This is a genomic window from Roseibium sp. ROS1 (genome assembly GCF_054658215.1).
In genome coordinates, this window is record NZ_BAAGIG010000004.1 from 569811 (window position 1) to 592453 (window position 22643).

The window sequence follows — 22643 nt, forward strand, 5'->3', positions numbered from 1 at the left end:
AATGGTCAAGATTATTCAAAAGTCAACACAGTTGACAAATGCCTATTTGGCGTGTTGTAACGATGAGAAGCGGGGGAGGAACTCGCAAAAATATCGGGAGGAAAGGTGCCAGACGTCACCTGTAAATTGAGCGGCTTGGAAAAGTCCTTCGGGCGCAACCACGTGCTTCGGGGGATCGATCTGGAGCTGCGTGCCGGCCAAGTCACGGCGCTGATGGGAGCCAACGGTGCCGGCAAGTCGACGCTGGTGAAGGTCCTGTGCGGCTATCATTTTGCCGATGCCGGCGAGATCGAGCTGGCCGGTGCACCCTTCAAGCCGCTTGATGCGGCCGATGCCATCTCAAAGGGTGTCGTGACCGTTCACCAGTCCATTGATGACGGTGTCATTCCGGATCTCGATGTTGCCACCAACCTGACGCTGGACCTTCTGACCGAACCGGGCGCCGATTTCTTCGTCAACGACAGGAAACTTCGCCGGCAGGCCCGCAAGGTTGCCGAGAGCATGGGTCTGACGATGGACGTGCGCACCCGTGTTGCGGATCTGGAGGTTGCCGACCGCCAGATGATCGCGATCGCACGTGCCATGGCCCGCGCGCCGAAGTTGCTCATTCTGGACGAGCCGACCTCATCACTGTCCGCTTCCGAAGCCGACCGCCTGTTCGCGCTGATTGACCGGCTGCGCGCGGAAGGTGTCGCCATTCTCTATATTTCTCACCGTATGTCGGACATCCGCCGCGTGGCCGACCGGATCGTTTCCATGCGAGACGGGGCGATTTCCGGCCTGTTCGAGACAGAGCCGCTGGACTATGTCGGCGCGGTCAACGCCATGCTTGGCCACCAGATGACCGAGGTTGATATCGATCCGGTTGCCGGCGGCGATCCGATCCTGGAAGTCGATGGCGTGCGCCTACACGAAAATGGCCCGCAGATCGATCTGACTGCTCGCGAAGGCGAAGTGGTTGCCCTGACGGGTCTGCTCGGCAGCGGCACCACGGAACTGGCGGAAGTGCTGTTTGGCCTTGCGAAACCGGCCGGTGGCACCTTGCGCCTGGACGGCAAGGCCTACACTCCGAAGAGTGCGGAAGATGCCGTCGCCAAGGGTGTGTTCATGTCGCCCAAGGACCGCAGCGTGAACGCCGTGGTGCCGGACTTCGACATCGCCAACAACATGACACTGCCGTTCCTGGGGGCATTCAGCCGGTTCTCTTTCCTGAGCGAACGCGGTCAGCGCCGGGCTGCTGACGACATGATCGGCAAGATCGGGATCGTCTGTCAGGGCAACGGCGACGGCATCAACACCCTGTCGGGTGGCAACCAGCAGAAGGTCATGATCGGCCGCTGGCTGTTGCAGGCAAGCCGCGTGCTGTTGCTGGACGAACCTTTCCAGGGTGTCGACATCGGCGCCCGGCGGGACATCGGCCACTACATCCGGCAGACCGCAAAAGGGCGCACGACGCTCGTCTTCGTGGCGGAAATCGACGAGGCCCTGGAAATCGCCGACCGCATCGTCGTCATGCACGAGGCCGCTATCGTCGGTGAATACATCAACAAGAACGTCGACCTGAACCGTCTGGTCGCGGATGTCTCCGGGCCCGCAGGCGGGCAGGGGCAGAGCGAGCCAGCAACGCAGGCAATGGCAGGATGAATACCGGAACAATGAACAAGAACCCGCTCGAACTTGCCATCCGCTACGGCTTCCTCGTCCTACTCGGCGGACTGGCCCTTTTCTTCAGCCTCTATGCCAGCGGCTTTGCCAGCCCGCGTTCGGCAGTCTTCATCCTGCAATCAGTGGCCATTACCGGCATTCTCGCGCTCGGTGTCACCTGTACGCTGGTGGTGGGCGGGTTCGACCTGTCAATCGGCTCGGTCGCAACCTCGGCGCTGATGCTGTCCGCCTATTCCATGGTGGTGCTGGAGCAATCCGCCTTTGTCGCGGTTGCACTCTGCCTGGTGATGGGTGCGGTCGTCGGGCTGATCAACGGGTTCCTGATCGTGAAGATGCGGGTGCCGGACCTTTTGGCAACGCTCGGCATGATGTTCCTTCTCATCGGTTTGCAGCGCATTCCGACCCAGGGCAATTCGATTGCGACCGGGATGAGCCTGGGCGAGGGCGTCGTTGCGGAGGGAACGTTCTCCGCGGCCTTCCTGTGGCTCGGCCGGCATCGGTTCGACCTGTTCCTGGACCGGTTGCTGCCGGTGCCGGTGGTGGTGTTCCTGTTGATCGCGCTGCTGATCTGGCTGTTTCTGGGGTACACCCGGCATGGCCGCCTGATGTATGCCATCGGCTCCAACGAACGGGCTGCCGAACTGGTCGGCACAAACGTGCAGCGCTACAAGATCGTGGCCTACATGATTTCCGGCATGCTGGCATCGGTTGGCGGCATTTTGCTGGCTGCCCGCCTTGGCCGCGGTGACATCGCCTCCGGCAACAACCTTCTGCTCGACAGCGTGGCCGCAGCCCTCATCGGCTTCGCGGTACTGGGCGCTGCCCGCCCGAACGCCTTCGGCACGGCGGCAGGGGCACTGTTCGTCGGCATTCTTCTTCAGGGGCTGACGATGATGAACGCTCCTTACTACATGCAGGATTTCGTCAAGGGCGCCGTGTTGGTCGCCGCCCTTGTCTTCACATTCTACCTGTCCTCGCGACGTGGGGGCCGGAGAACAGCGTGACGCCCTGAATGGCGCCGTTTCCATTGGGAGGAAAACAAATGCTGAGACGTGAATTCATGAAGCTGGCGGTTGCCGCCGGGATCGGGCTTTCCGGCGGAGCGGCTTTTGCAGCCGACATGCCGGCGCCGTTCGACAAGCCGGAAGAGGTCAAGATCGCGCTGGTGCGTTATCTGTCCACCGGTGACTTCTTCCAGTCCTATCTTTCGGGTGTTGAAAAGCAGTCAGCTGCCCTTGGCGTTGATCTGCGTGTTCTCGACAGCCGTCAGGATGCCGCCCTTCAGGCCGACATGGTCGATCAGGCCATCGCGCTTGGTGTCGACGGCATCATCATCCAGCACGGCCTGACCGAATCCATGAAGGCCGCTGCACAGCGCGCCGTTGATGCGGGCATCAAGGTTGTCGCCTTCGACGTCAACGTTGAAAACGATGCGATCCCGCAGATCGAACAGTCCGACTACCTGCTCGGCAAGCTGGCTCTGGAGCAGGCGATCAAGGACAATGGCGACAGCTTTACCGCCGGCTATGTCTATGTGCCGGGCATCGCGCCGCTGGACCGCCGCGACGTCGCCTGGAAGGAAGTCAAGGAAGCCAATCCGGGGATCACGGAAGCGGCCATGTTCGGCACGCTTGATAACCCGATTGCCAACTCCGTTGCCAACCAAGCCCGTTCGGTGCTGCAGGCCAACCCGAACATCAATGTCGTCTTTGCCCCTTACGATGAATTTGCCAAAGGCGTGAAGATCGCGGTCGATGAAGCCGGTCTCAACCAGGACATCGCCATTTATTCCGCGGACGTTTCCACGGCCGATATCTCCGCCATGCGCGAGCCGGATTCCGCCTGGGCGGCAACGGTCGCGACCAACCCGGCGGTTGTCGGTGAAGTCAGTGTGCGCACGCTGGCGCTGATGCTGGCAGGTGAAGACCCGGGCAAGCAGGTTGTCGTGCCGCCGACCCTGATCACCCAGGACTTCCTGAACGAGCAGGACGTCAAGAACATGGAAGAGCTGGGCCAGAAGATGCCGCAGTTCCAGCATGCCGATGTTTCTGTTGCCGAGTGGATCCCGCTTCCGGCGCGCTAAGGCCAGGTTCAATAACCCGTCAAAAGAAAACCCGGTGCCTTGGCACCGGGTTTTTTTGTCTGGCAGGGACGGGGCGTGATGTCAGATTACGCGTCCCGTGTTCACATCAGGGATTGCGAGGCCTGCTTAACGTTCTTGGTCGCGGCGTCTATCTGGGCAGTTGCCGAGGAGATCGACTGCATGTTGGAGGTGATCCGTTCCACGCCCTGGGCGGCCGAATGCATGTTGGAGGATATGTCGTTCGTAACCGCCGACTGCTCCTCGACCGAGGATGCGATGCTTGCGGCGATGTCTCCGACATTCTTGATGACCGCAAGGATCGACTCGATTGCGGCGACTGCCTGACCGGTCGTCTCCTGCATGGAGCCGATCTGGTTGGAGATCTCTTCGGTTGCCTTGCTTGTCTGCGCGGCGAGGCTCTTCACTTCGGAAGCAACAACGGCAAAGCCCTTGCCGGCTTCCCCAGCTCTTGCGGCCTCGATGGTCGCGTTCAGGGCCAGGAGATTGGTCTGGTCGGCAATGCCGTCGATCAGTTCGATTACCGAACCGATCGTCTTTGCATCCTCAGACAGCCCGCTCATTATGTCACTTGACCGCTCGGCCTCGGTCGCAGCGCTTTGCGAAACTTCAAGCGCGGTCTGGACCTGGCGGCTGATTTCCTGAATCGAGGCAACGAGTTCTTCTGCGGCCGCCGCGACAGTCTGCACGCTGGAATAGGTCTGTTCGGACGCTGATGCGGAAGTTGTTGCCTGTTCCGTCGTGTTGGAAATGGCCGTGGCGATTTCGGACAGATCCTGGTCGATGCCCTGTTGAACGGTGGCGCGGCGACGTCTTTCGACAACCTGTGGCGTGCGGTCAGTCGCGAACTTCACGACCTTGAAGGGACGACCGGCGGAATCGAATATCGGATTGTAGGTTGCCTGGATCCAGACTTCGCGCCCACCCTTGCCGATGCGCTTGAACTCACCCGCCTGAAATTTGCCTTCGGCGAGATTCTTCCAGAACTGCCGGTACTCCGTGCTCGCCGCATGGTCCTTTTCGACGAACATGCTGTGTTTACGGCCCTTGATTTCATCGAGGGAGTAACCCATCGCGGACAGGAAATTTTCGTTTGCGTCGAGGATCGTGCCGTCGAGGTCGAAATGGATCACTGCCTGCGACCGGTTCATCGCTTCAACCTGACCTTCAAAATCGGCGCTCTTCTGCTTGCGCTCGGTGATGTCCGAGGCGATCTTGACTACCTTGACCACCTTGCCGGCGGTGTTGAGGATCGGGTTGTACGAGGCCTGGATCCAGACTTCCCGGCCACCCTTGCCGTAGCGCAGATATTCGGCGGTCTGAAATTCGCCTTGCGCCAGCTTTTTCCAGAAGGCCTTGTATTCTGCCGATGCCGCGTAGGCGGGGTCGACAAACATGCTGTGAGGTTTTCCCTGAACTTCATTGAGGGCGTAGCCCATCGCTTTCAGGAAATTGGGATTGGCAGTCAGGATCGTGCCTTCGGGTGTAAACTCGATGATGGCCTGCGAGCGGTTTAGCGCATCAAAGGCGGCTTTCCACATGTTCGACCCTGAAAACAGCACCTTGTTTACTCCCGGTTTTTGCCTCTGTAGGGGGAGATATTGTCGTAGGGGAAACTGAAGAAAGAGTTTCAATGACCCTTTCTAGTCGGACGATATAGCTATTTTTGACAACACAAATAGGTGATCGCGCAATCCTGGGGCGGTGTCGAATTTAGCGCTGCAGCCTTGGGGTGTTTTCCTAGGTCTCAGGCCCTGGCCTGCCGCCGGACACGGCCGAATTCCGAGCTCAGCACCTGGGTTCTAAATTTTCGCAACAGGTCCATGTCGAGCTTGCCCTTCATCTCGAACATGATCGCAAAGGCTTGGCGCGGACTGAGGCTGTCCTTGTAGGCTCGTTTTTCGGTGAGGGCGGAATAGATGTCGCTGATCGTCAGAAGCCTGACCCTTTGCGAGATCTGATTTCCCTTGAGGCCATCCGGATACCCGGTTCCGTCCAGAAACTCATGGTGACACAGTGCCATCTCGACAACTTGCTTTGGAACTTCCTGGCGCGTTGCCAGCATCTCCCGGCTAAAGAGCGGATGTTTGTTGACAAGTTCACGTTCTTCCAGGGTCAGCCTGCCAGGCTTATCCAGGATGGAAAGCGGGATCTTTACCTTGCCCAGGTCGTGCACCAGTGCGCCCAGGCCGAGAATTGTCTGCTCCGCTTCGGAATGGCCGAGTGCACGCGAAAACGAAACCGTGTGCCCAGCGACCATCATCGTGTGGCAGAAGGTGTGGCTGTGGTGGCATTGAACCGCACTCAACCAACTGTCGAGACCGTCCGTCATGATGACCGAGGTGATGTCCTGGGCGTTGGTTGCCAGAAGCTGCATAGGCAGGGGAGCGCCGGAAAGGGCGGCGGCCGACATCAGGTTCAAGCCCATGCTGGTGGTTTCAACCGACTTGACGATTTTCTCCGAATACCGGCTGGGCAGGGTCGGTTTGGAATAGTCGCCCACCACTTCGCGTATTTTTTCGAACAGTGTCGCGAATTTTTCCTCGCGATCTATCAGATTGTAGAAGCCGAGCTCGCGCGCCTGCAGCACGCTCTGTCTGCTTTTTGTGTCAACGATGCCGAGCACCGGCACGGATTGGCCGCTTCTCGAAAAATCTCGAAGTATTTTGATGTGGTCAGTGCCAAGGTCCAGAAAGTCGACAAGAAGCAGCGAGCGGGGCTTGATGTCCCTCAGGTTGGCGCGGGAGAAGGCAATTCGTTTTGTCGGGTAGAGGGTCGCGATTCTGGCGAAACGCGATGGAAAATTTCCGAAATCCACTGCCGCAACTAAAATTTGAACCATGATTAATTGGCATCTGAAGCAATTTTGGTTGAAATCAAGGATTGTAGAAAAAGCCTAAAAAAAGCTTAGTAAATCTGCCAAGTAAAAATACGCAGGATGCTGAGTAATTTTTGCTTCGGACACTTCCCTTTAACCGCCTGTGTGAATTGGCCTGCCTGTAAACGTTAAAGGCACTTGGTGAATAATCATGTGCAGTGCAGCAAAGTTTTGGCTACGCGAAAAGTGCTGCGTGACGGTTGCGGGGCTGAAAGTCTCGCCTTTTCAGGTGCTCGACGTTTCCTGCGCTCACTAACGTGCCGGGCGGGCTGGCCCGTCCAGTCTCTGGATGAACGTGGTTGGAGGCTGACTGCCGCAAAGCAGGGCTCTGATGCCGGGTGTATTCTGAGCGAAAACCGGATGTCGAAAACGAAAAAGGCGCGGACGATGTCCGCGCCTTCCTGACAAGATAAATTGTCGATGGTTGGTTGCCTCAGGCGGCTGCCACACCGTTCAGGAATGTTTCCACTTCCTGTTTCAGCTCTTCCGTGCGCGAAGACAGCATTTCCGATGCGTCCAGAACCGATTGGGAAGCCTGCGACGTCTGATTGACCGCACTGGAAAGGTCGGACATGCAGGACGACACGAAGGTGGTGCCTTCGGCGGCATTCTGGGCGTTCTGCGAAATCTCGCCGGTGGCCGAGCCCTGCTGGCTCACGGCTGCCGCGATGGTGCTGGTGTAGGAATTCACCTCTTCCATGATCTTGGTGATTTCCGCGATCGCACCGACCGAGTCCTTGGTCGCATCCTGAATGGCGGTGATCTGGGCGCTGATTTCCTCGGTTGCCTTGGAGGTCTGGGTGGCCAGTTCCTTCACTTCCGCCGCGACGACAGCGAAGCCCTTGCCGGCTTCCCCGGCGCGTGCCGCTTCGATGGTGGCATTGAGGGCCAGCAGGTTTGTCTGCTCGGCAATCGCCTGGATAAGGGTTACCACTTCGCCGATCTTGGAGGCGGAGGCTGCAAGGCCTTCCACCTTTTCGTTGGTCATGCGGGTGCCTTCGGTTGCCCGGCCAACAACTTCCGTCGTCTGGGCCACCTGGCGGGAAATTTCGCTGATGGACGCAGAGAGTTCTTCCGCGGCACTGGCCACGGTCTGAACGCTCGATGTTGCTTCATCGGCAGAGTTCAGGGTTTCCGTCGCGCTTGAGGCGCTCTGGCCGGACAGGTCGGAGAGGTGTCCCGCGGTGCCTTCCAGGCCATGAACGGTTTCGTTGACCGAGTTGAGCACGTTGGAGACATTGGTCCGGAAGGTTTCGATCAGACCCTGAACACGGTTCTGGCGGTCGATCGCAGCGGCTTCGGACGTGCGCTGGTGCTCGGTCAGTTCGATCCGCTCGACAGCCCTGTCACGCAGGGTGCTGACGGCCTGGGCAAGCGTGCCGATCTGGTCGGAGCGTTCCTTGAAGGGGACTTCGTCTGCGAGATTGTCCTGCGCAATCTGGTCCGTGATTTCCGCAAGGCGTGTAATCGGACGCAGCTGGCGGCGAATTGCGAGGATCAGGAGGACCACCGAAACGGCGACAACCGGCAGCACCAGCATCGCGTAGCGGCGGGTCAATTCCCACGCGTTGGCTTCGACTGCGGCCTTTTCCACGCCGGCATAAAGGATGCCGAGAATATCGCCCTTGGATGAGAAGATCGGCTGGTAAACCGTGAAGTAGTCCTTGCCGAGAATGGTGGCCTGCCCGTGGAAGGTCTTGCCCTGGGTAACGACAGGATAAACCGCGCCGTTCTGACCGAGCTGGGTTCCGACGGCACGCTTGCCGTCACCCTTGATGATGTTGGTGGTCTTGCGCCAGAAATCCTTCGTTTCCGGATCCCAGGCAAAAACAGTCGCGGTTTCACCTGTCATGCGCCCGACGGCGTCGATCATGTCATGGTTTTCGAACACCGGCATTTCGGCCAGTTCGATCCGCTTGACGTTGTTGTTCGCGTCCCAGCTGACCTTTGCACCGTCGATGCGGTCCTGAAACAGCGTTGCTGCCACGCGAAGGTTGATATCCTGTTTGACGAGGGCACGGTCCTCAGCCTGGCCAAGGGCGACCTGATACAGGATAAAGCCCACAACAATCATCGATATTCCAAGCACGCTGGCAGAAATAATTGCGAGCGTCGAAGTCACGCTTAATCGGGACAAGAACTTCTTCATCATTTCCCCCAAGGTCATAATTGGGATCATCTTTGTCGATTTGCGTAAATTAAGAATGAAAGAAAATTCGCGTCAAAATAGCAGTGATAATCACAGTTTAGTGAGCGTTTCATAGTTCCGTGAAAGGGCTGCAGTTTATGTTGTTTTTGTGTATTTTCTCCGCATGATCCATCACTGTACTGATGGAGTTTCTGCCTTGTCGCTTTCCTGAAGCTGAACTGAAATAGGCAGAAACCCTCGGTCAGTTAAAAGAATGCTGGAGGAAACATGACGCGCCTGGCCGCTATTTGCCTTTTCCTGCTTTGCATTTCGGGGACGTCCGTCCTGGCGCGAAGCGTTACCGATTCCGCGGGTCGTACGGTCGAGATCCCGGATACGGTGACCCGGGTGTTTGCTGCCGGGCCTCCGGCGTCCATTCTCGTCTATGCGCTCAAACCGGAAGCGCTGCTCGGCTGGCCGAGAGCGCTTCGGGACTACGAGAAGCCATTCATCGCCGAATCCTTTCGGGACCTGCCCGAGACCGGCCGGCTGACCGGACGTGGCGGGGAGGCAAACCTGGAGCGGGTTCTTGCCCTGAAACCCGATCTGATCATCGATTTCGGGTCCGTCCGCGATACCTATATCGATCTTGCCGACCGTGTGCAGGAACAGACAGGGATTCCCTATCTCCTGGTCAACGGCCGGTTCGATGAAACCGCCGACGCGTTGCGTCTTGTGGGCGAGGCGCTTGGCGTTCCGGAGCGTGGAGATCTTCTGGCCGCAGATGTCGAGGCAACCTTCACCGCGCTGACGTCGGCACTTGGTGCCGTGCCCGAGGGGGACAGGCCGCGTGTCTACCTCGCCCGTGGGGCGGATGGACTTGAAACAGGCCTGAAAGGCTCGATCAACACCGAAATCATCGAAAAGGCCGGTGGACGCAACGTTGCCGATGTGCCTGGGCAATACGGACTGGTGCAGGCAAGTCCCGAGCAGATTATCGTTGCCAACCCGGACACAATCGTGACGTGGGATCGAAGCTTCTATGAAGCTGTCTGGCAGGATCCCCTGTGGCAAGGCATTGCCGCGGTACGTGAAGGCCGGGTTTTCCTGTCGCCAACGGCCCCTTTCGGCTGGATTGACAGGCCGCCGTCCGTCAATCGTATGATGGGTCTGAAATGGCTTGCGGGCCTATTCTATCCCGAACTCTGGGATGGAGAGCTGCGTCAGGAAACCGCCGACTTCTATAAGTTGTGGTATCATGTGGACCTGAGTGAAGCAGAGCTCGACACTCTGCTGGAATGGGCAAAGGGGCGGGCTCCCTGACCGGCAAATCTACTTCTTTCGCGCGTACCGGCTTGTTCGTATGGCTCGGCCTCGCGCTTGTTCTTGGCAGTTTCGCGGCTCTTCTGATCGGTCCGTTTCCGCTTACGCCGTCCGAGGCCGTCGGTGTGCTGGCGCGCGTCGTGTCCGGCGCACAGCCTTCGGGAACGCAGGACACGGTGCTGCTGTCGATCCGTCTGCCAAGGGTGGTTGCCGCGCTGCTGGTCGGCGCTTCGCTTGCCGCCGCCGGTGCATGTTACCAGACCCTTTTCCGCAATCCGCTGGTGTCACCGGATATTCTCGGTGTTTCTGCCGGCGCGGGGCTCGGGGCCGTGCTCGGCATCTTCCTGTCGCTTCCTGTCGCGGCAATCCAGCTGATGGGTTTTGCCGGCGGTCTTGCCGCTGTTGTTCTCGTCGGTTTTGTTGCCGCGACGGTGCGCGGTGGAGACAGCACGCTTGTCCTTGTGCTTGCAGGCGTCGTCGTCGGCGCTCTGGCGGGGGCGGCGACATCCTTGCTCAAAGTGCTGGCAGATCCTTATGACCAGCTTCCGGCGATCACTTTCTGGTTGCTGGGAAGTCTGGCAGGCGTGAAGGCCGGCGATATCCTGCCGGCGGTACCTGCAGTTCTGTTCGGGCTTGTCCCGCTGTTCCTGTTGCGCTGGCGGATCAACGTCCTGTCTCTGGGAGATGAAGAAGCGAAGGCGCTTGGTGTGGAGGCCGGTCGGCTGCGGCTTGTCGTCATTTTCTGCGCGACCTTGATCACCGCAAGCGTCGTCGCAATTGCTGGTGTCGTGGGCTGGGTGGGGCTGGTGATACCGCATATCGCCCGGATGATCGTTGGCCCTGGTTTCGGGCGCCTGTTGCCGGCAGCAGCCTTGCTTGGTGCGGGATACCTTCTTGCAGTCGACACGCTGGCACGCACGCTTTCGGGAACCGAAGTCCCGCTCGGCATTCTGACCGCTGTTGTCGGTGCGCCATTTTTCCTGTGGCTGCTTGCCAGGGGGAGGCGGGCATGGGCATGAAGCTCAGGGCTGAAAACCTGTCCATCGGCTATCCGGGCCACGATGTCGGGAGCGAGTTGAACCTGACCGCTTCCTCTGGCGACGTCTATTGCCTGCTGGGGCCCAACGGGTCCGGCAAGACCACTCTTTTCAAGACGCTTCTAGGGCTGTTGCCGGCGCGTGGAGGCACGGTGCTCGTGGAAGGACGACCGCTCAAGTCGCTGTCCCGTGCAGATATCGCGACGCGGATCGCCTACGTTCCACAGGCACACGCCGCGCCTTTTGCCTTTCCGGTTCTGGAAGTCGTGTTGATGGGCCGAACCGCAAAACTGCGTGCCTTTCAGCAGCCCGGCCCGCGTGACAGGGACGTAGCGTTGGCGGCGCTGGAAAGGCTCGGTATCGGAGAACTCGCCGGTGCAGACTATACGCGGCTTTCCGGTGGACAGAGGCAACTGGTGCTGATCGCCAGGGCACTTGCGCAGGAAACACGTGTCCTCGTGATGGATGAGCCGACAGCCAGTCTCGATTTCGGGAATCAGGCGCTGGTGCTTTCCGAAGTTGCAGGTCTTGCGGCGGACGGCCTGACCGTTGTCCTGTCGACCCACGACCCTGATCACGCCTTTGCAATCGGAACCAGGGTAGCCTTGCTTCACGATGGTCGCATCAAGACGGATGGCCCCCCAAGGGAAGTGCTGACAAGCGTTGCTCTTTGCAAAGTCTATGGTGTCGATGTGCGGATCGAACAGCTCGCCGATGGCCGCACCGTCTGCCTGCCGTCACTTGCGCGCAAGCGGGAAGCGGTGCAGGTCTGAATTGTGCCTTGACTCATTCATAACTCCGAGGTTATCAATTCAATCAATAACCGCGGAGTTATGAATTTGAGTGAGCCAACACCTGACTTTCTGTTTCGGACGCTGGCCGACCCGACCCGGCGGGCGTTGTTCGAGCGGCTTTGCCGCGAAGGCGAGCTGACGGTGCGGGTGTTGACCGACCAGGCCGGTGTCTCCCAGCCCGCAGTTTCCAAACATCTTGGCGTCCTGAAGGAGGCCGGGCTTGTCACGGACCGCCAGGAGGGCAGGCAGTCGCACTATAGCGCCAGGCCCGGAGCGCTCGCACCGCTGGTCGACTGGACTCAGCGCATGAACGTGTTCTGGGAACGCCGGTTCGACGATCTGGAAGACCTTTTGAGAAGAATGGACCAATGAGTTTCTCGGACGAAGATACCCTTGCTGTTGTCGTGGAACGGGAAATTCCCTTTCCCGCGGAAAAGATCTGGCGCGCGTTGACCCAGCCCCACCTGATCGAGGAATGGCTCATGAAAAATGCCTTCAAACCGGTTGTCGGCCACCGCTTCGACCTGAGTGCCGACTGGGGAATGGTCGATTGCGAAGTCCAGTCGATCGAGCCGCATAAAGCGCTGGCCTACAGCTGGAACACCAAGGATCTTCGAAGCACCGTGACCTGGACATTGACCCCGACGGATAACGGCACCCTTCTGCGTATGGAGCAAATCGGCTTCACGCAGGAACAGCTGCCCTACTATCGCGGTGCAAGCGCCGCCTGGCCCCGCTTCATGGAGGCGCTGGAAAGCGTTGTTGCGCGGCTGGACGATGCCGGCAAAGACGCCTGATAACCGCAAGGAAGACGACCATGGACAATCAAATGTCCCCCGCGCAGCAGATCGACGCCAGGATCGCAGAACTTGACGACTGGCGTGGACGCACACTGGCGCGGATGCGCGCCCTCATTCACGAAGCGGTTCCCGAAGTCGAGGAAGCCTGGAAATGGCGCGGTGTTCCCGTCTGGGAAAAGGACGGCATCATCTGTACCGGCGAGACTTACAAGAAAGCCGTGAAGCTGACGTTCGCAAAAGGCGCGTCACTTGATGATCCGGCTGGTCTCTTCAATTCCAGCCTGGACGGCAACGTGCGCCGGGCAATCGACCTGTTCGAGGATGCAGACATCGATGAAGCGGCGCTGAAAGCCCTCGTTTGTGCAGCCGCCGAGCAGAATGCCGCTGCCTCGGCCGCCAGGAAAACGCGCAGGAAATCAGCCCAGGTCTGACAGTCCGCCGCGCGGCGACCTGAGCGCCCCACCCCAACTCTCAAGAACCCTTTGCTGACGGATCTTTCCGGCAGACGGGATCTTGCGTCGTGATCATCAGGAGCAAACATGAATTGGAACAAGATCATCCGTCAGCTGCACCGCTGGCTGTCCATAGCCTTTACGCTGGCCGTGGTTGTCAATCTGGCTGCCATGGGGCAGTCCGAGCCGGCACTCTGGGTCGGTTTACTTGCGTTGGTGCCATTGATCTTCTTGCTGGTATCGGGACTTTACCTTTTTGCCCTGCCTTATGCCGAAAGGTGGCGTCGGCAGGCACGGTAACGGGCAGTCGATCGGAGGATAGCCCGAATTCGGCTTCCAGGCGCCGTTGGCCGTCAGGCCAACGGCATTGGTGTGCCCTATCCTGGAAACTTTATCGTGAAATAGGGGGCAGGGGCGTTTTCCCCCGGCGCAATCAACCCTGGAACGGGATTGTCATCCGGTGTCAGGGACTGCAGGTAGCTCGCAAGAGCTTCGGCGTCCTGTGTGGTCAGTCCGGCGTAGGCAGGCCAGGGCATAACGGGAATGAGCAACCGTCCGTCTGGTCGAACGCCGGTCGTCAGGGCCGTTACGATTTCTTCCGTACTCCAGGATCCCGCACCGCCATTGGCGGGCGTGAGGTTCGGGCCCCAGACAATACCTGCCTGCGGAACTTCAAAGCCTACATTGCCGCCGATGAGCCCGGCTTCGGGCATTGGCGCGCCGTTCGGTCCGCGCGGACTGTGACAATCGGCGCAAGCCATGATCCGGGAAAGGTAGGCTCCACGTGCAGCCTTGTTCTCATCCGCGGACACGGATCCTGAAAAGGCCGCGAGCACGGCGAAAGCCAGAATGGTTCTCTGGAAGACTAAGCAGATCATTGCCGCCTCCTAAGCCGCAGCCTGACCTGGAAGCATTTCCAGGCCGTAGTCGGGAGCAAGTTCCATGAAACGTTCTGCACCTTGCGTGCCAGCTTCGGCAGCGCGTGCGAACATTGTTTCGAACCCGCCGGGCGTAACGGTCACATCGAGCCAACCCTCGACATCGCCGACGTTGCGAAACGCATGCGGGACACCACGCGGCAGGACGACGACATCACCTGGATGGACGTCGAAGACTTCATCGGCGCACCAGATGCGGAAATGACCTTCGCGGACATTGAACATCTCGTCTTCCTTGTGATGGATGTGCAGGGGAACACCTTCTCCGGGCGGAACGATTTCCTCAAAAAATCCAAGCCGTCCGCCGGTATCGGCACTCCGCACCCTTAAGCGGCGGAAGCCGAGTATTTCGTTTTCGCAAGCGTCCCGGTGCGCCGCGACTGCGGCTGCATTAAAAATTGCTGTCATAATGGGTTTCCTCAAGCCGCAAACTGCGGCGAGGCCAAAAAATACGACTTTCCCGAAATTGCGGAAGTGGCGATACTCCGGACAGTTTGTCCGGTTTCACAGGACGTTCGCATGGCACTCTTTGATGCAATCGAGATCTTCGCCCGGGTGGTTGAAGCCGGAAACATCACCCGGGCCGCCGAGCAGCTCGGCTTGTCCAAATCCCGTGTCAGCGAATGTGTCATTGCCCTGGAAAAACGTCTGGGGGTACGCCTTCTCGACCGGACCACCCGTCACGTTTCTCCAACCGAAGCCGGTGTGATTTTCTACCAGCGCTGTACCCGTGCACTGGAAGAGGCACACGCAGGCGTAACTGAAGTGATGGCGTATCAGGAAACTCCAGTTGGCCATATGCGGATCGGTGCGCCTGAAGCTTTTGCTGACCGGTTTATCATTCCGGCACTCGGGTCTTTTCTTGCAGAGAATCCGCAAGTGACAGCAGAAATCGTCGAAGACATGCGCATGGTCAACCTCGTTGAGCAGCGTCTCGACCTGTCGATAAGGATCGTGCGTGAACCGGAGCCTGCGACGATTGTCCGTAAACTCGGCATGTCTGAGATCCTCGTCTGTGCCGCACCGGACTACATCGCAAGGCATGGGGTGCCGCAACATCCCGTCGACATTCCGGACCACAAGTGCATCGGGTTCGCTGCGCTCTACTGGGCACGGGAATGGCCGTTCTTGTCGCCTCAGAAACACACCGTTTCACTGTCTCCCGTGATGATTTGCAACAGCACGGCATCGCTACGGGCAGCGGTCGTGTCGGGTATCGGCCTGGCGGCACTCCCCCGTTGGGCGGTTGCCACTGAGCTGAATGAGGGGGCCTTGGTCAGGGTGATGCGGGACTGGACGCTACCTGAAAGCGGCATCTATGCCGTCTATCCTTCAAACCGACTGGTGACGGCGAAGGTGCGCCGCTTTGTCGATCACCTGGCGCCGATCCTGCGCCAAAGTCTAAGCGACATGCCGGACATGGACGTAGCGCAAGATGGATGTCCCGCAGATGGCATAAATGTGATTTCGGATGGTTCGCGCCCCGACGAACAGGCAGCCAGTTTGCGTTGATTTGCGCTCATTACCGTTCGGTTTTGGCGGCCGAATGGCGCTGCTTGGCTGTAAATCGATGCTGACGCCTGTTCCTGTCATTGAGGTGTTTGTTGCAAAAATACACCCAGTAGTAGTAATTCAGGCGAGGTTGAGAAACGGGTTTAAGTAAATTTTTCGAAAAAAGTACCGATATATTCCCCAGATGGGGAATAGGAGATATGCCGTAGGGGCATAAGATCTTCCTGGCTGCGTCGGGGCGGTATGGCTGTTTAAGCTGGAACGTCTTGTTTGGTGTCAGCTGTGTTTTTGCCGGTTGCTTACTCGAGGGGCGGTCGGTCCTCGAAATTCGTTTCGGGTGTTTTTTAAACTATCGATACTGGCGTTAGGGAGCCGGGTGAGGTCGGAACTACCCGCTTGCAGCCCGCTGCAAAGTACCGGTTCGAATCCGGCTCCCATATTCCTCTCACACTTGTAGATCCATTGTTCCGATCTGCCAACTTCCTTTTGCCTAGCTGGCAAAGAGCAGCGCACTGCCTGCCACAACGCCTGCCGCGCCTACCCAGGCGCCTAGTGCCGGTGCTTCCCCGGTTCGCCACCACATCATCGGTAGCATGAGGACGGGTGTCGTTGCCGACAGGGTTGCGATGATACCGACTTCTCCGCCGGACAGCGCGAACAGGATCAGCGTCATGCCGAGACCCATGCCGAGCAAGCCGGAAATGGCGATCAGGCCGACGACAGGAAGCGTAAAGTTTCCTGCCGGCTTGACCCAGCTGACCGGAAGGCGTGTCAGAAGCAGCAGCCCCACAGCTGCAACGCCGACGCGTATGCTGGAGGCTGCGACCGGGTCAGCGCCGGTTTCCATGATCGGACGGGCAATGAGGGAGCCGACTGACTGGGACAGTGCCGCGGCAAGGCCGAGAAGCACGCCAATCCACACCGGACCCTTGATGTTTTCCCATTTGTGAAGCTGGGATTTGCGCTTGCCGAAACGGATGGCCAGCAGGACCCCCAGAAAGGTAAGGCCGATACCGACCATCTGCGTGGGGCTGAGGTCTTCGTTCAAGAGCAGCCAGCCGAGGATCGCCGACATGGGGGCATTCAGAGAGAACAGCATTGCGGTCCGGCGTGGACCCATGCGGTTCAACGTCAGGAAAAGCGCGGTGTCGCCAAGAAAGATGCCGACGAAACCGGACAGGACAAGAGGCAGCATCTGCGCGTCGCCGATGGAGCTCCACCCCGTGGTCAGGAACACCCAGGCACACAGCATCAATGCCACAAGCACCATGCGGGTACAGTTGAAGGCAATCGCGCCGAGATGCTGAGCGGGGCCGGTGGACAGCAGGCCCGTCAGTGCCCACAGGGCAGCCGCGCCGAGGGCTGCGGCTTCATAGAGAAACATCGGGTCAGGTCCGTAACAGATCGTCCTCCGGACCGGGCACTTTGCCGGTCCAGGCGGCTTCGAAGAAGGCGACTTCCAGTTTGCTCATCTGGCGGAAAAGGCCCGCAACGCGGGCTTGCTCGGGTTCCGGCAGAGTGGGGCCGATCCGGTCCATTTCCGCCCGGATCCAGGTCACGAAGGCCTCGAAGCCAGGCACGGCATGCAGGTCAATCCATTCGGCGAGATAAAACGCATCCGGGCGCGGTTTTCCCGCTTCGCGCTGGCCCCAGGTGAGATAACACCATTCCGCGCAGAGAAGGCATGCAAGCCCTTCGGCGTAACTGCCTTGTCCGGACGATTTTAGCAGGAGCTGCGAGAAAGCGCGGGTCACAGGGCCCTGTGCTGCGGTCTCGTAAACTTGCGGTTCCACGCCGAGCGCCTCGAACGAACGCAGAAAGTAGTCGTTTTCCTCCGAGGTCAGCAGAGCCAGGAAACCGGAGAGCCGCGACTTGGCGGGCATTCCGGGGGCTTTGGCGACGAGATATCCCAGAGTGGAAGCGAGATCCGTGACGAAGGTGTAATCCTCGATCAGATAACGCGCATAGGCTTCCTCCGGCATGGTGCCATCGCCGATCGCAACGGTGAAGGGGTGGCTGCACGCATCGCTCCAGTAGGGCTCGGCGCAAGCTGCCAGCCAGTCGGTGAAGCGTCCGCCGGGAGTGCTTTCAAGGAAGTCGGTGAACGACCCGTCAAATTCAGAGGGCATGAGAGAAAACTCGTTGGCGACCTTTGCGAACGCCGGGAATAGGGGATGACAGAGGTGATGCTGTTTTTACGGCCTGTCAACATCAAAACCTGTCGGTCGCCGGCAATGTTCGGGTTTGTGGCGCTGAGCTGGGTGTTGTCGCTTCAACGCTCGACATAGCGCGTCGAGCTTCCCCGCAAAGAGGAAATCCGGGGACTGGATCGATGGCTCGGGGGGCTGCCCGGTAGGGTGTCGGGAACGCGGTTCCCGCTTCAGGACCTTCGCAGTGCGGTCGACCGGATGGCAGCCGGCAGGCCACAAGAAAACGGGCGCCCGAGGCGCCCGTTTGAACTGTCGATCAGGCTGCTGCCTTTTTCGGCGTGATCAGGCCGCGGTTCACGAGAACCTCGGCGATCTGGACGGCGTTGAGCGCCGCACCCTTGCGCAGGTTGTCGGAAACGACCCAGATGTTGAGGCCGTTTTCAACGGTCGCGTCCTCGCGGATGCGGGAGATGTAGGTCGCATCTTCGCCGGCACTTTCGTATGGCGTGATGTAGCCGCCATCTTCCTGCTTGTCGATGACGAGGCATCCCGGAGCTTCGCGCAGGATGTTGCGGGCTTCTTCAGCGGTGATCTCGTTTTCGAACTCGATGTTGACGCTTTCCGAATGGCCGATGAACACCGGTACGCGAACGGCGGTGCAGGTCACCTTGATGGCCGGATCGAGCATCTTCTTGGTTTCCGCCAGCACCTTCCATTCTTCCTTGGTGTAGCCGTCTTCCATGAAGCTGTCGATGTGCGGGATCACGTTGAAAGCGATGCGCTTGGTGAACTTGCTCGGCTCGATCGGATCGTTCACGAAAACCGCACGGGTCTGGTTGAACAGCTCTTCCATCGCCTCCTTGCCGCCGCCGGAAACCGACTGGTAGGTGGAAACGACGACGCGCTTGATCTTTGCGTGATCATGCAGCGGCTTCAGCGCCACGACCAGCTGTGCGGTGGAGCAGTTCGGATTGGCAATGATGTTCTTTTTCGTGAAACCGGCAACGGCATCGGCATTCACTTCCGGCACGATCAGCGGCACATCCGCGTCGTAGCGCCATGCGGAAGAGTTATCGATGACAATGCAGCCCTTGGCAGCGATCTTCGGCGACCATTCTTTGGAAACGGTGCCACCGGCGGACATCAGGCAGATGTCGGTGTCGGAGAAATCGTAGTTCTCCATGGCCTGAACCTTCAGCGTCTTGTCGCCGAAGGAGACTTCGGTGCCCTGGGAACGGCGGGAAGCGAGGGCGACGACTTCGTCTGCCGGAAAGCCGCGCTCAGCGAGAATGTCCAGCATCTCGCGTCCGACATTGCCGGTAGCGCCTGCAATTGCGATCTTGAAACCCATCTTTGACTAGTCCTTGTCCGTCTCCCCGCTTCGCCAGCCGCCCGGTTCTGGATGGGCGTGGCCGGCTCCCGGCGCCTCCCATCCCCGGGGAGGCGGGATGAGCGGCACCGTCAAGCGGTGGTCTTGGTGGTCTTGGTAGTGCGTTTAAGAGCGGTTGCGGCAGCCGTCCGGGGCTCGCCGCGCATGAAGGTAGCGCTGGCAAGGGCCTGGGACATCATATCCAGAATGTCGGCTTTCAGCCGGGTCATCGGGGCTCGCAATCGTCAAAACTTGAGACGGCGGTGTTTTTGCCCGGAAATCCCCGCGAGTCAACAAGGAATAGGCGGGTGTTGCCAGCTAAGTGAACGAATTGATGCCGTTCGGGAACAGTCGAATAGCAGCAGCCTCGGCAATTTCACCGAAAGAAGACCTTCGGCAGCCTTGTGTTCTGGCGTGGATGTGTTCGTTTTTTGCAGGTCGGGTGGCAAAGAGCCGTCCCGGTCCACGGTCCGTCGTCGGCAGGTCCGCCAGATGCATCATGTGCCATGCGAGCGCCAGGTTGGAGCTGATGACGGGTTTGGAAAGACGTTTCTCGCAGGCTTCAATGACAGGCAGCGTGCGCAAGTTTGTGCAGGAGGCAAAGACGGCTTCTATCTCCGGATCCTTCCCGACCTCGCAGATTGCCTCTTCCACGGACTGCAGGCTGATCCTTGCAACCACGGCTTCTTCCGCTTGCCCGAAAGAACCGACACTCAAGGGCGTTATGCCGTTTTCTTCCAGGAGACGGCAGAGTGCGTCGGAGACTTCCTCCACATAGGGCGAGACGATGGCGATCCGTGAGACACCAAGGTGTGCAAGGGCTGCAACGACTGCGCGGGCGGGGTCGGTCACGCGTGCGCCAGGATGAGTTGCCTGGATCGCACCGGCGACCTGATCCGATCCGATCACCGTTGCGCCGGACGTACAGGCATAGGCAATGACGTCGAGTGGGCGCGTTCCCGGCAAGAGGGCTGCGGTGTCCGTCAGCCGGGCCTTCATCTGCATGAGTTTTTCGGAGGTGACTTCGGAAGCGCTCTCGATTCTGGCGTGAAGCAGCGACACACCTTCCTGATCAAAGAGGGGCCGAAACTCGCTCTCTATGGTTTCGTCAACCGACAGCAAGATCAGACCGAAAGCCGCTTTGGTTGCTGATCCCCTGTCGCAGTCGAAGGAAAGTTTCATGCCGCGGTTCCAGGTGTTCTAGCGGGTGATAACCGGAATGTCCGGTCCTGCCGGCACGGTCAGGAATTCGGGCGCGCCGTCTCGAATGACGATGTTTTCCTCGTGAACCATCATCCTGCCGGGGCCGAGAGCAAGGCTCGGCTCCAGTGTCAGCACCATGTTTTCTCGAAGTGGGGTCTCGTCGAAGCCGGTCAGGCTGGGCGCTTCGGTAAGTTGCATGCCAAGCCCGTGGCCGAGCCGGCCGACGTCACCTTCGCCCTGGTCCAGCACCTTGGCCATGGCCTGGAATAGATCGGCACAGGTACGGCCCGGGCGGGCAATTTCGGCAGCTGCCTCAACGGCCCGGACAAGTGTTTCATGGGCGGACCTGACAGCATCACTGGCCTGGCCGATCGCAAAATTGCGGTCAAAATCGCAGAAATATCCGCTTTTGGTTGCGCCCGTATCAAGCATCAGGACGTCCCCTTCCTGTAGGGGCCGGGCCGAGGGGGGAGAAATGACATCGCCGTAGCCGTCCTGCCCGGCTCCGCCGACCAGATAAGGCACATCGTCCGCACCTTGCTTCAGAAGCTCGATACGGAAGGACCGGAAAACCTCGTTGAGCGGTTGGCCGGTGTGGAAAAGCTCCGGTGCCCTGGCAAATGCTTCCGAACCGATACCGCAAATCTCGCGCAGGAGAGCAATTTCACGTTCAGATTTCACCATCCTGAGGCTCTGGATCAGGCCGGTTCCATCCAGATATTCTACGTCGTTTGTGAGATCTCGAAGGCGCTGAAAGTCGCGAAGCGGCATGCGAAGCACGCTTTCCCGCCCCATCGGCATGGCGATTTTCGTGAAGCCCTTGAGGGTGTCCGCGAGCAGGGCGATGCCGTCATCGACGGGATGCGGGGCGGAAAATACCCGGATATCGTCAATCCAGGTGCTCGCCATCAGGTGCGCGCCGATCTGCGGAATGACCGCAATCGGCTTGCCGTTTGCCGGCACGACGAGGAACCAGGGCCGCGTGGGGCTCTGCCAGAACAGGGTCCGGAACCCGGTGAAATAGCGCATTTCGGCTTCGGTCGTGAAAAGCAGCGCGTCGATGCCCTGGGAATGCATGGCTTTTTGGGCTGCTTGCGTGCGCGCGGCAAATTCGTCTTCCGGAAAATCCTGTTCAGACATCTTCCGGTCCTTCGGAAAGATAGCAGAGCACCCGGGCTTCCGGTCCGAGGCCGAGGGTTGATGCCCCTCCACCTGCATGTCGAACGGCTGTGATACCGCCCGCACCGGATGGCGTCGTCGCAATGCCGTTGTTGCCCAGCCAGTCGACCGTTTCCGCCGCCTCGCTGTCGGAAACGGTCACGAAGAAATCGGCTTCGCTGGCCAGGTGCTTCAGCGCCAGATGCGAGGGTTCCTTGCAGTCTAACCGGCCCATGTTCGACACCGGGCCGGGCGCCGTGACGGGTTTTCCGGCTTCGATGCTGGCCATGAGGGCGGGTGCGTATTCCGGCTCCACCACGACGATGGTTACATCGCGGCCCCAAGTCAGGCGAGCGCCGACGGCACAGGCGGCGGCAAGTCCGCCGACACCCGCCTGCAGGAAGACATGCGTGGGCGGTGTCTTGATCTGCCGGGTAATTTCCGCGGCCATCACAAGATAGCCCTCCATGACGTCGTGTCCGGCGGCGGTCATGCCCGGCCAGGTGCTGTCCGGCAGCAAGGTCCAGCCTTCGGCGTCGGCGCGTCTCTGGGCTTCCGCCATGCTGTCTTCATAGGTGGCTCCGGCCCGGGCAACATCAGCGCCCCGGGCCTTGAGTCGGGCCTCAAAGGCGCTTGGAACAGTTTCGGCAACGAAGACGACAGCCTTGGCCCCAAACAGCGGAGCGCCTGCCGCAAGGGACATGCCGTGGTTCCCGGCGCTCGCACAGACAAAGGTCCTGCCGGTCAGCGCGGAAGCGTGAGACTGGGCAAGTCCGCCCCGAACGCGGCTGTCCGCCAGTTTGGCAATCGCATAGGCCGCGCCAAGTGCCTTGAAGCTGCCAAGGCCCATGCGCTGCCGTTCGTCCTTGAGGGCAAGGTTGCCGATAGCAAGACCGGCCGCGAGGTCATTCGCAATCAGCAGCGGGGTTTCATCCGCACGCGGGCATTTCCGAAAAAGGTTCTCTGCTCCGGCGACGTCCTGCGACACGGATCCATCCGCAAGCCCGCTTTGCTCGGGAAGGCCTTTGCCGAGGAAAGGATTTTTCAGTGTTTTCATTATCTGCCCCGCGCGGTTTCCCAGGCAGGTCAGCAGCTCTGAAGGCCGGTTGCAAGCGACTTGCTGAAAATGACGGTT

The 22643-nt window shown here is 59.6% G+C and carries 23 protein-coding genes; 11 read left to right on the forward strand and 12 right to left on the reverse strand.

Annotated features, from left to right (window positions below; genetic code table 11):
• Positions 1 to 105: 105 nt before the first annotated feature.
• Genes ACYQ6M_RS25470 through ACYQ6M_RS25480 form a run of 3 tightly spaced genes read left to right on the forward strand, consistent with a single transcriptional unit; the run spans position 106 to position 3748 of the window.
• The gene (locus ACYQ6M_RS25470; protein ID WP_460076307.1) at positions 106 to 1644 is read left to right on the forward strand and encodes a sugar ABC transporter ATP-binding protein; all 1539 of its coding nucleotides are present in this window, start codon (positions 106 to 108) and stop codon (positions 1642 to 1644) included.
• Positions 1641 to 2669 carry an ABC transporter permease gene (locus ACYQ6M_RS25475; protein ID WP_023002859.1) on the forward strand — a complete coding sequence of 343 codons (1029 nt, stop codon included), beginning with the start codon at positions 1641 to 1643 and terminating at the stop codon, positions 2667 to 2669. The genes ACYQ6M_RS25470 and ACYQ6M_RS25475 overlap by 4 nt, the downstream gene beginning before the upstream one ends.
• A 56-nt stretch (positions 2670 to 2725) precedes the next feature.
• On the forward strand, positions 2726 to 3748 hold the full coding sequence (locus ACYQ6M_RS25480; RefSeq protein ID WP_228872690.1) for a substrate-binding domain-containing protein: 1023 nt from the start codon (positions 2726 to 2728) through the stop codon (positions 3746 to 3748).
• 101 nt (positions 3749 to 3849) lie between these two features.
• Here ACYQ6M_RS25480 and ACYQ6M_RS25485 read toward each other — a convergent pair whose 3' ends face one another.
• The 3 genes from ACYQ6M_RS25485 to ACYQ6M_RS25495 form a co-directional block, all read right to left on the reverse strand.
• Positions 3850 to 5307 (reverse strand): methyl-accepting chemotaxis protein, encoded by a 1458-nt coding sequence (locus ACYQ6M_RS25485; protein ID WP_152507539.1) that lies wholly within the window; start codon positions 5305 to 5307, stop codon positions 3850 to 3852.
• 206 nt (positions 5308 to 5513) lie between these two features.
• Positions 5514 to 6608 (reverse strand): HD-GYP domain-containing protein, encoded by a 1095-nt coding sequence (locus tag ACYQ6M_RS25490; RefSeq protein ID WP_460076309.1) that lies wholly within the window; start codon positions 6606 to 6608, stop codon positions 5514 to 5516.
• A gap of 469 nt (positions 6609 to 7077) precedes the next feature.
• Positions 7078 to 8718 carry a methyl-accepting chemotaxis protein gene (locus ACYQ6M_RS25495; protein ID WP_460076311.1) on the reverse strand — a complete coding sequence of 547 codons (1641 nt, stop codon included), beginning with the start codon at positions 8716 to 8718 and terminating at the stop codon, positions 7078 to 7080.
• Between the two features lie 342 nt (positions 8719 to 9060).
• Between ACYQ6M_RS25495 and ACYQ6M_RS25500 the strand changes: the two genes are divergently transcribed.
• The 7 genes from ACYQ6M_RS25500 to ACYQ6M_RS25530 all read left to right on the forward strand — a co-directional run bounded on the left by ACYQ6M_RS25500 (position 9061) and on the right by ACYQ6M_RS25530 (position 13478).
• Positions 9061 to 10095, forward strand: coding sequence for an iron ABC transporter substrate-binding protein (locus tag ACYQ6M_RS25500; protein ID WP_460076313.1), 1035 nt, complete (start codon positions 9061 to 9063; stop codon positions 10093 to 10095).
• A complete protein-coding gene (locus ACYQ6M_RS25505) occupies positions 10071 to 11114 on the forward strand; it encodes a FecCD family ABC transporter permease (RefSeq protein ID WP_460076314.1) in 1044 nt (347 codons plus the stop codon). The genes ACYQ6M_RS25500 and ACYQ6M_RS25505 overlap by 25 nt, the downstream gene beginning before the upstream one ends.
• On the forward strand, positions 11111 to 11905 hold the full coding sequence (locus ACYQ6M_RS25510) for an ABC transporter ATP-binding protein (RefSeq protein ID WP_289808855.1): 795 nt from the start codon (positions 11111 to 11113) through the stop codon (positions 11903 to 11905). Before ACYQ6M_RS25505 ends, ACYQ6M_RS25510 begins: the two co-directional genes overlap by 4 nt.
• A gap of 66 nt (positions 11906 to 11971) precedes the next feature.
• A complete protein-coding gene (locus ACYQ6M_RS25515) occupies positions 11972 to 12298 on the forward strand; it encodes an ArsR/SmtB family transcription factor (RefSeq protein WP_460076316.1) in 327 nt (108 codons plus the stop codon).
• On the forward strand, positions 12295 to 12723 hold the full coding sequence (locus ACYQ6M_RS25520) for an SRPBCC family protein (RefSeq protein ID WP_023002868.1): 429 nt from the start codon (positions 12295 to 12297) through the stop codon (positions 12721 to 12723). The genes ACYQ6M_RS25515 and ACYQ6M_RS25520 overlap by 4 nt, the downstream gene beginning before the upstream one ends.
• Before the next feature lie 20 nt (positions 12724 to 12743).
• Complete coding sequence (locus tag ACYQ6M_RS25525; RefSeq protein WP_460076318.1) at positions 12744 to 13157, forward strand: DUF1801 domain-containing protein; 414 nt, start codon at positions 12744 to 12746, stop codon at positions 13155 to 13157.
• Positions 13158 to 13265: 108 nt separating this feature from the next.
• Positions 13266 to 13478, forward strand: coding sequence for a hypothetical protein (locus tag ACYQ6M_RS25530; protein WP_055659743.1), 213 nt, complete (start codon positions 13266 to 13268; stop codon positions 13476 to 13478).
• Between the two features lie 77 nt (positions 13479 to 13555).
• Here ACYQ6M_RS25530 and ACYQ6M_RS25535 read toward each other — a convergent pair whose 3' ends face one another.
• Both ACYQ6M_RS25535 and ACYQ6M_RS25540 read right to left on the reverse strand, forming a co-directional pair.
• The gene (locus ACYQ6M_RS25535) at positions 13556 to 14056 is read right to left on the reverse strand and encodes a c-type cytochrome (protein WP_460076320.1); all 501 of its coding nucleotides are present in this window, start codon (positions 14054 to 14056) and stop codon (positions 13556 to 13558) included.
• 9 nt (positions 14057 to 14065) lie between these two features.
• Complete coding sequence (locus tag ACYQ6M_RS25540) at positions 14066 to 14524, reverse strand: cupin domain-containing protein (protein ID WP_460076322.1); 459 nt, start codon at positions 14522 to 14524, stop codon at positions 14066 to 14068.
• A 111-nt stretch (positions 14525 to 14635) separates the two neighbouring features.
• Between ACYQ6M_RS25540 and ACYQ6M_RS25545 the strand changes: the two genes are divergently transcribed.
• Positions 14636 to 15628, forward strand: a complete 993-nt coding sequence (locus tag ACYQ6M_RS25545; RefSeq protein ID WP_062486673.1) for a LysR family transcriptional regulator — start codon at positions 14636 to 14638, stop codon at positions 15626 to 15628.
• Between the two features lie 490 nt (positions 15629 to 16118).
• Here ACYQ6M_RS25545 and ACYQ6M_RS25550 read toward each other — a convergent pair whose 3' ends face one another.
• The 7 genes from ACYQ6M_RS25550 to ACYQ6M_RS25580 form a co-directional block, all read right to left on the reverse strand.
• Positions 16119 to 17012 (reverse strand): DMT family transporter, encoded by an 894-nt coding sequence (locus tag ACYQ6M_RS25550; protein WP_023002874.1) that lies wholly within the window; start codon positions 17010 to 17012, stop codon positions 16119 to 16121.
• A 4-nt stretch (positions 17013 to 17016) separates the two neighbouring features.
• On the reverse strand, positions 17017 to 17757 hold the full coding sequence (locus ACYQ6M_RS25555) for a TenA family protein (protein WP_460076324.1): 741 nt from the start codon (positions 17755 to 17757) through the stop codon (positions 17017 to 17019).
• Positions 17758 to 18094: 337 nt separating this feature from the next.
• Positions 18095 to 19129: an aspartate-semialdehyde dehydrogenase gene (locus tag ACYQ6M_RS25560; RefSeq protein ID WP_023002877.1), complete on the reverse strand. Its 1035-nt coding sequence runs from the start codon at positions 19127 to 19129 to the stop codon at positions 18095 to 18097.
• 110 nt (positions 19130 to 19239) lie between these two features.
• Positions 19240 to 19377: a hypothetical protein gene (locus ACYQ6M_RS25565; RefSeq protein ID WP_006937785.1), complete on the reverse strand. Its 138-nt coding sequence runs from the start codon at positions 19375 to 19377 to the stop codon at positions 19240 to 19242.
• Positions 19378 to 19465: 88 nt separating this feature from the next.
• Positions 19466 to 20329: a maleate cis-trans isomerase family protein gene (locus ACYQ6M_RS25570; protein WP_460076326.1), complete on the reverse strand. Its 864-nt coding sequence runs from the start codon at positions 20327 to 20329 to the stop codon at positions 19466 to 19468.
• A gap of 18 nt (positions 20330 to 20347) precedes the next feature.
• Complete coding sequence (locus tag ACYQ6M_RS25575) at positions 20348 to 21490, reverse strand: M24 family metallopeptidase (RefSeq protein ID WP_460076328.1); 1143 nt, start codon at positions 21488 to 21490, stop codon at positions 20348 to 20350.
• Positions 21483 to 22565 (reverse strand): pyridoxal-phosphate dependent enzyme, encoded by a 1083-nt coding sequence (locus ACYQ6M_RS25580; RefSeq protein ID WP_460076330.1) that lies wholly within the window; start codon positions 22563 to 22565, stop codon positions 21483 to 21485. The genes ACYQ6M_RS25575 and ACYQ6M_RS25580 overlap by 8 nt, the downstream gene beginning before the upstream one ends.
• Positions 22566 to 22643 lie beyond the last annotated feature (78 nt).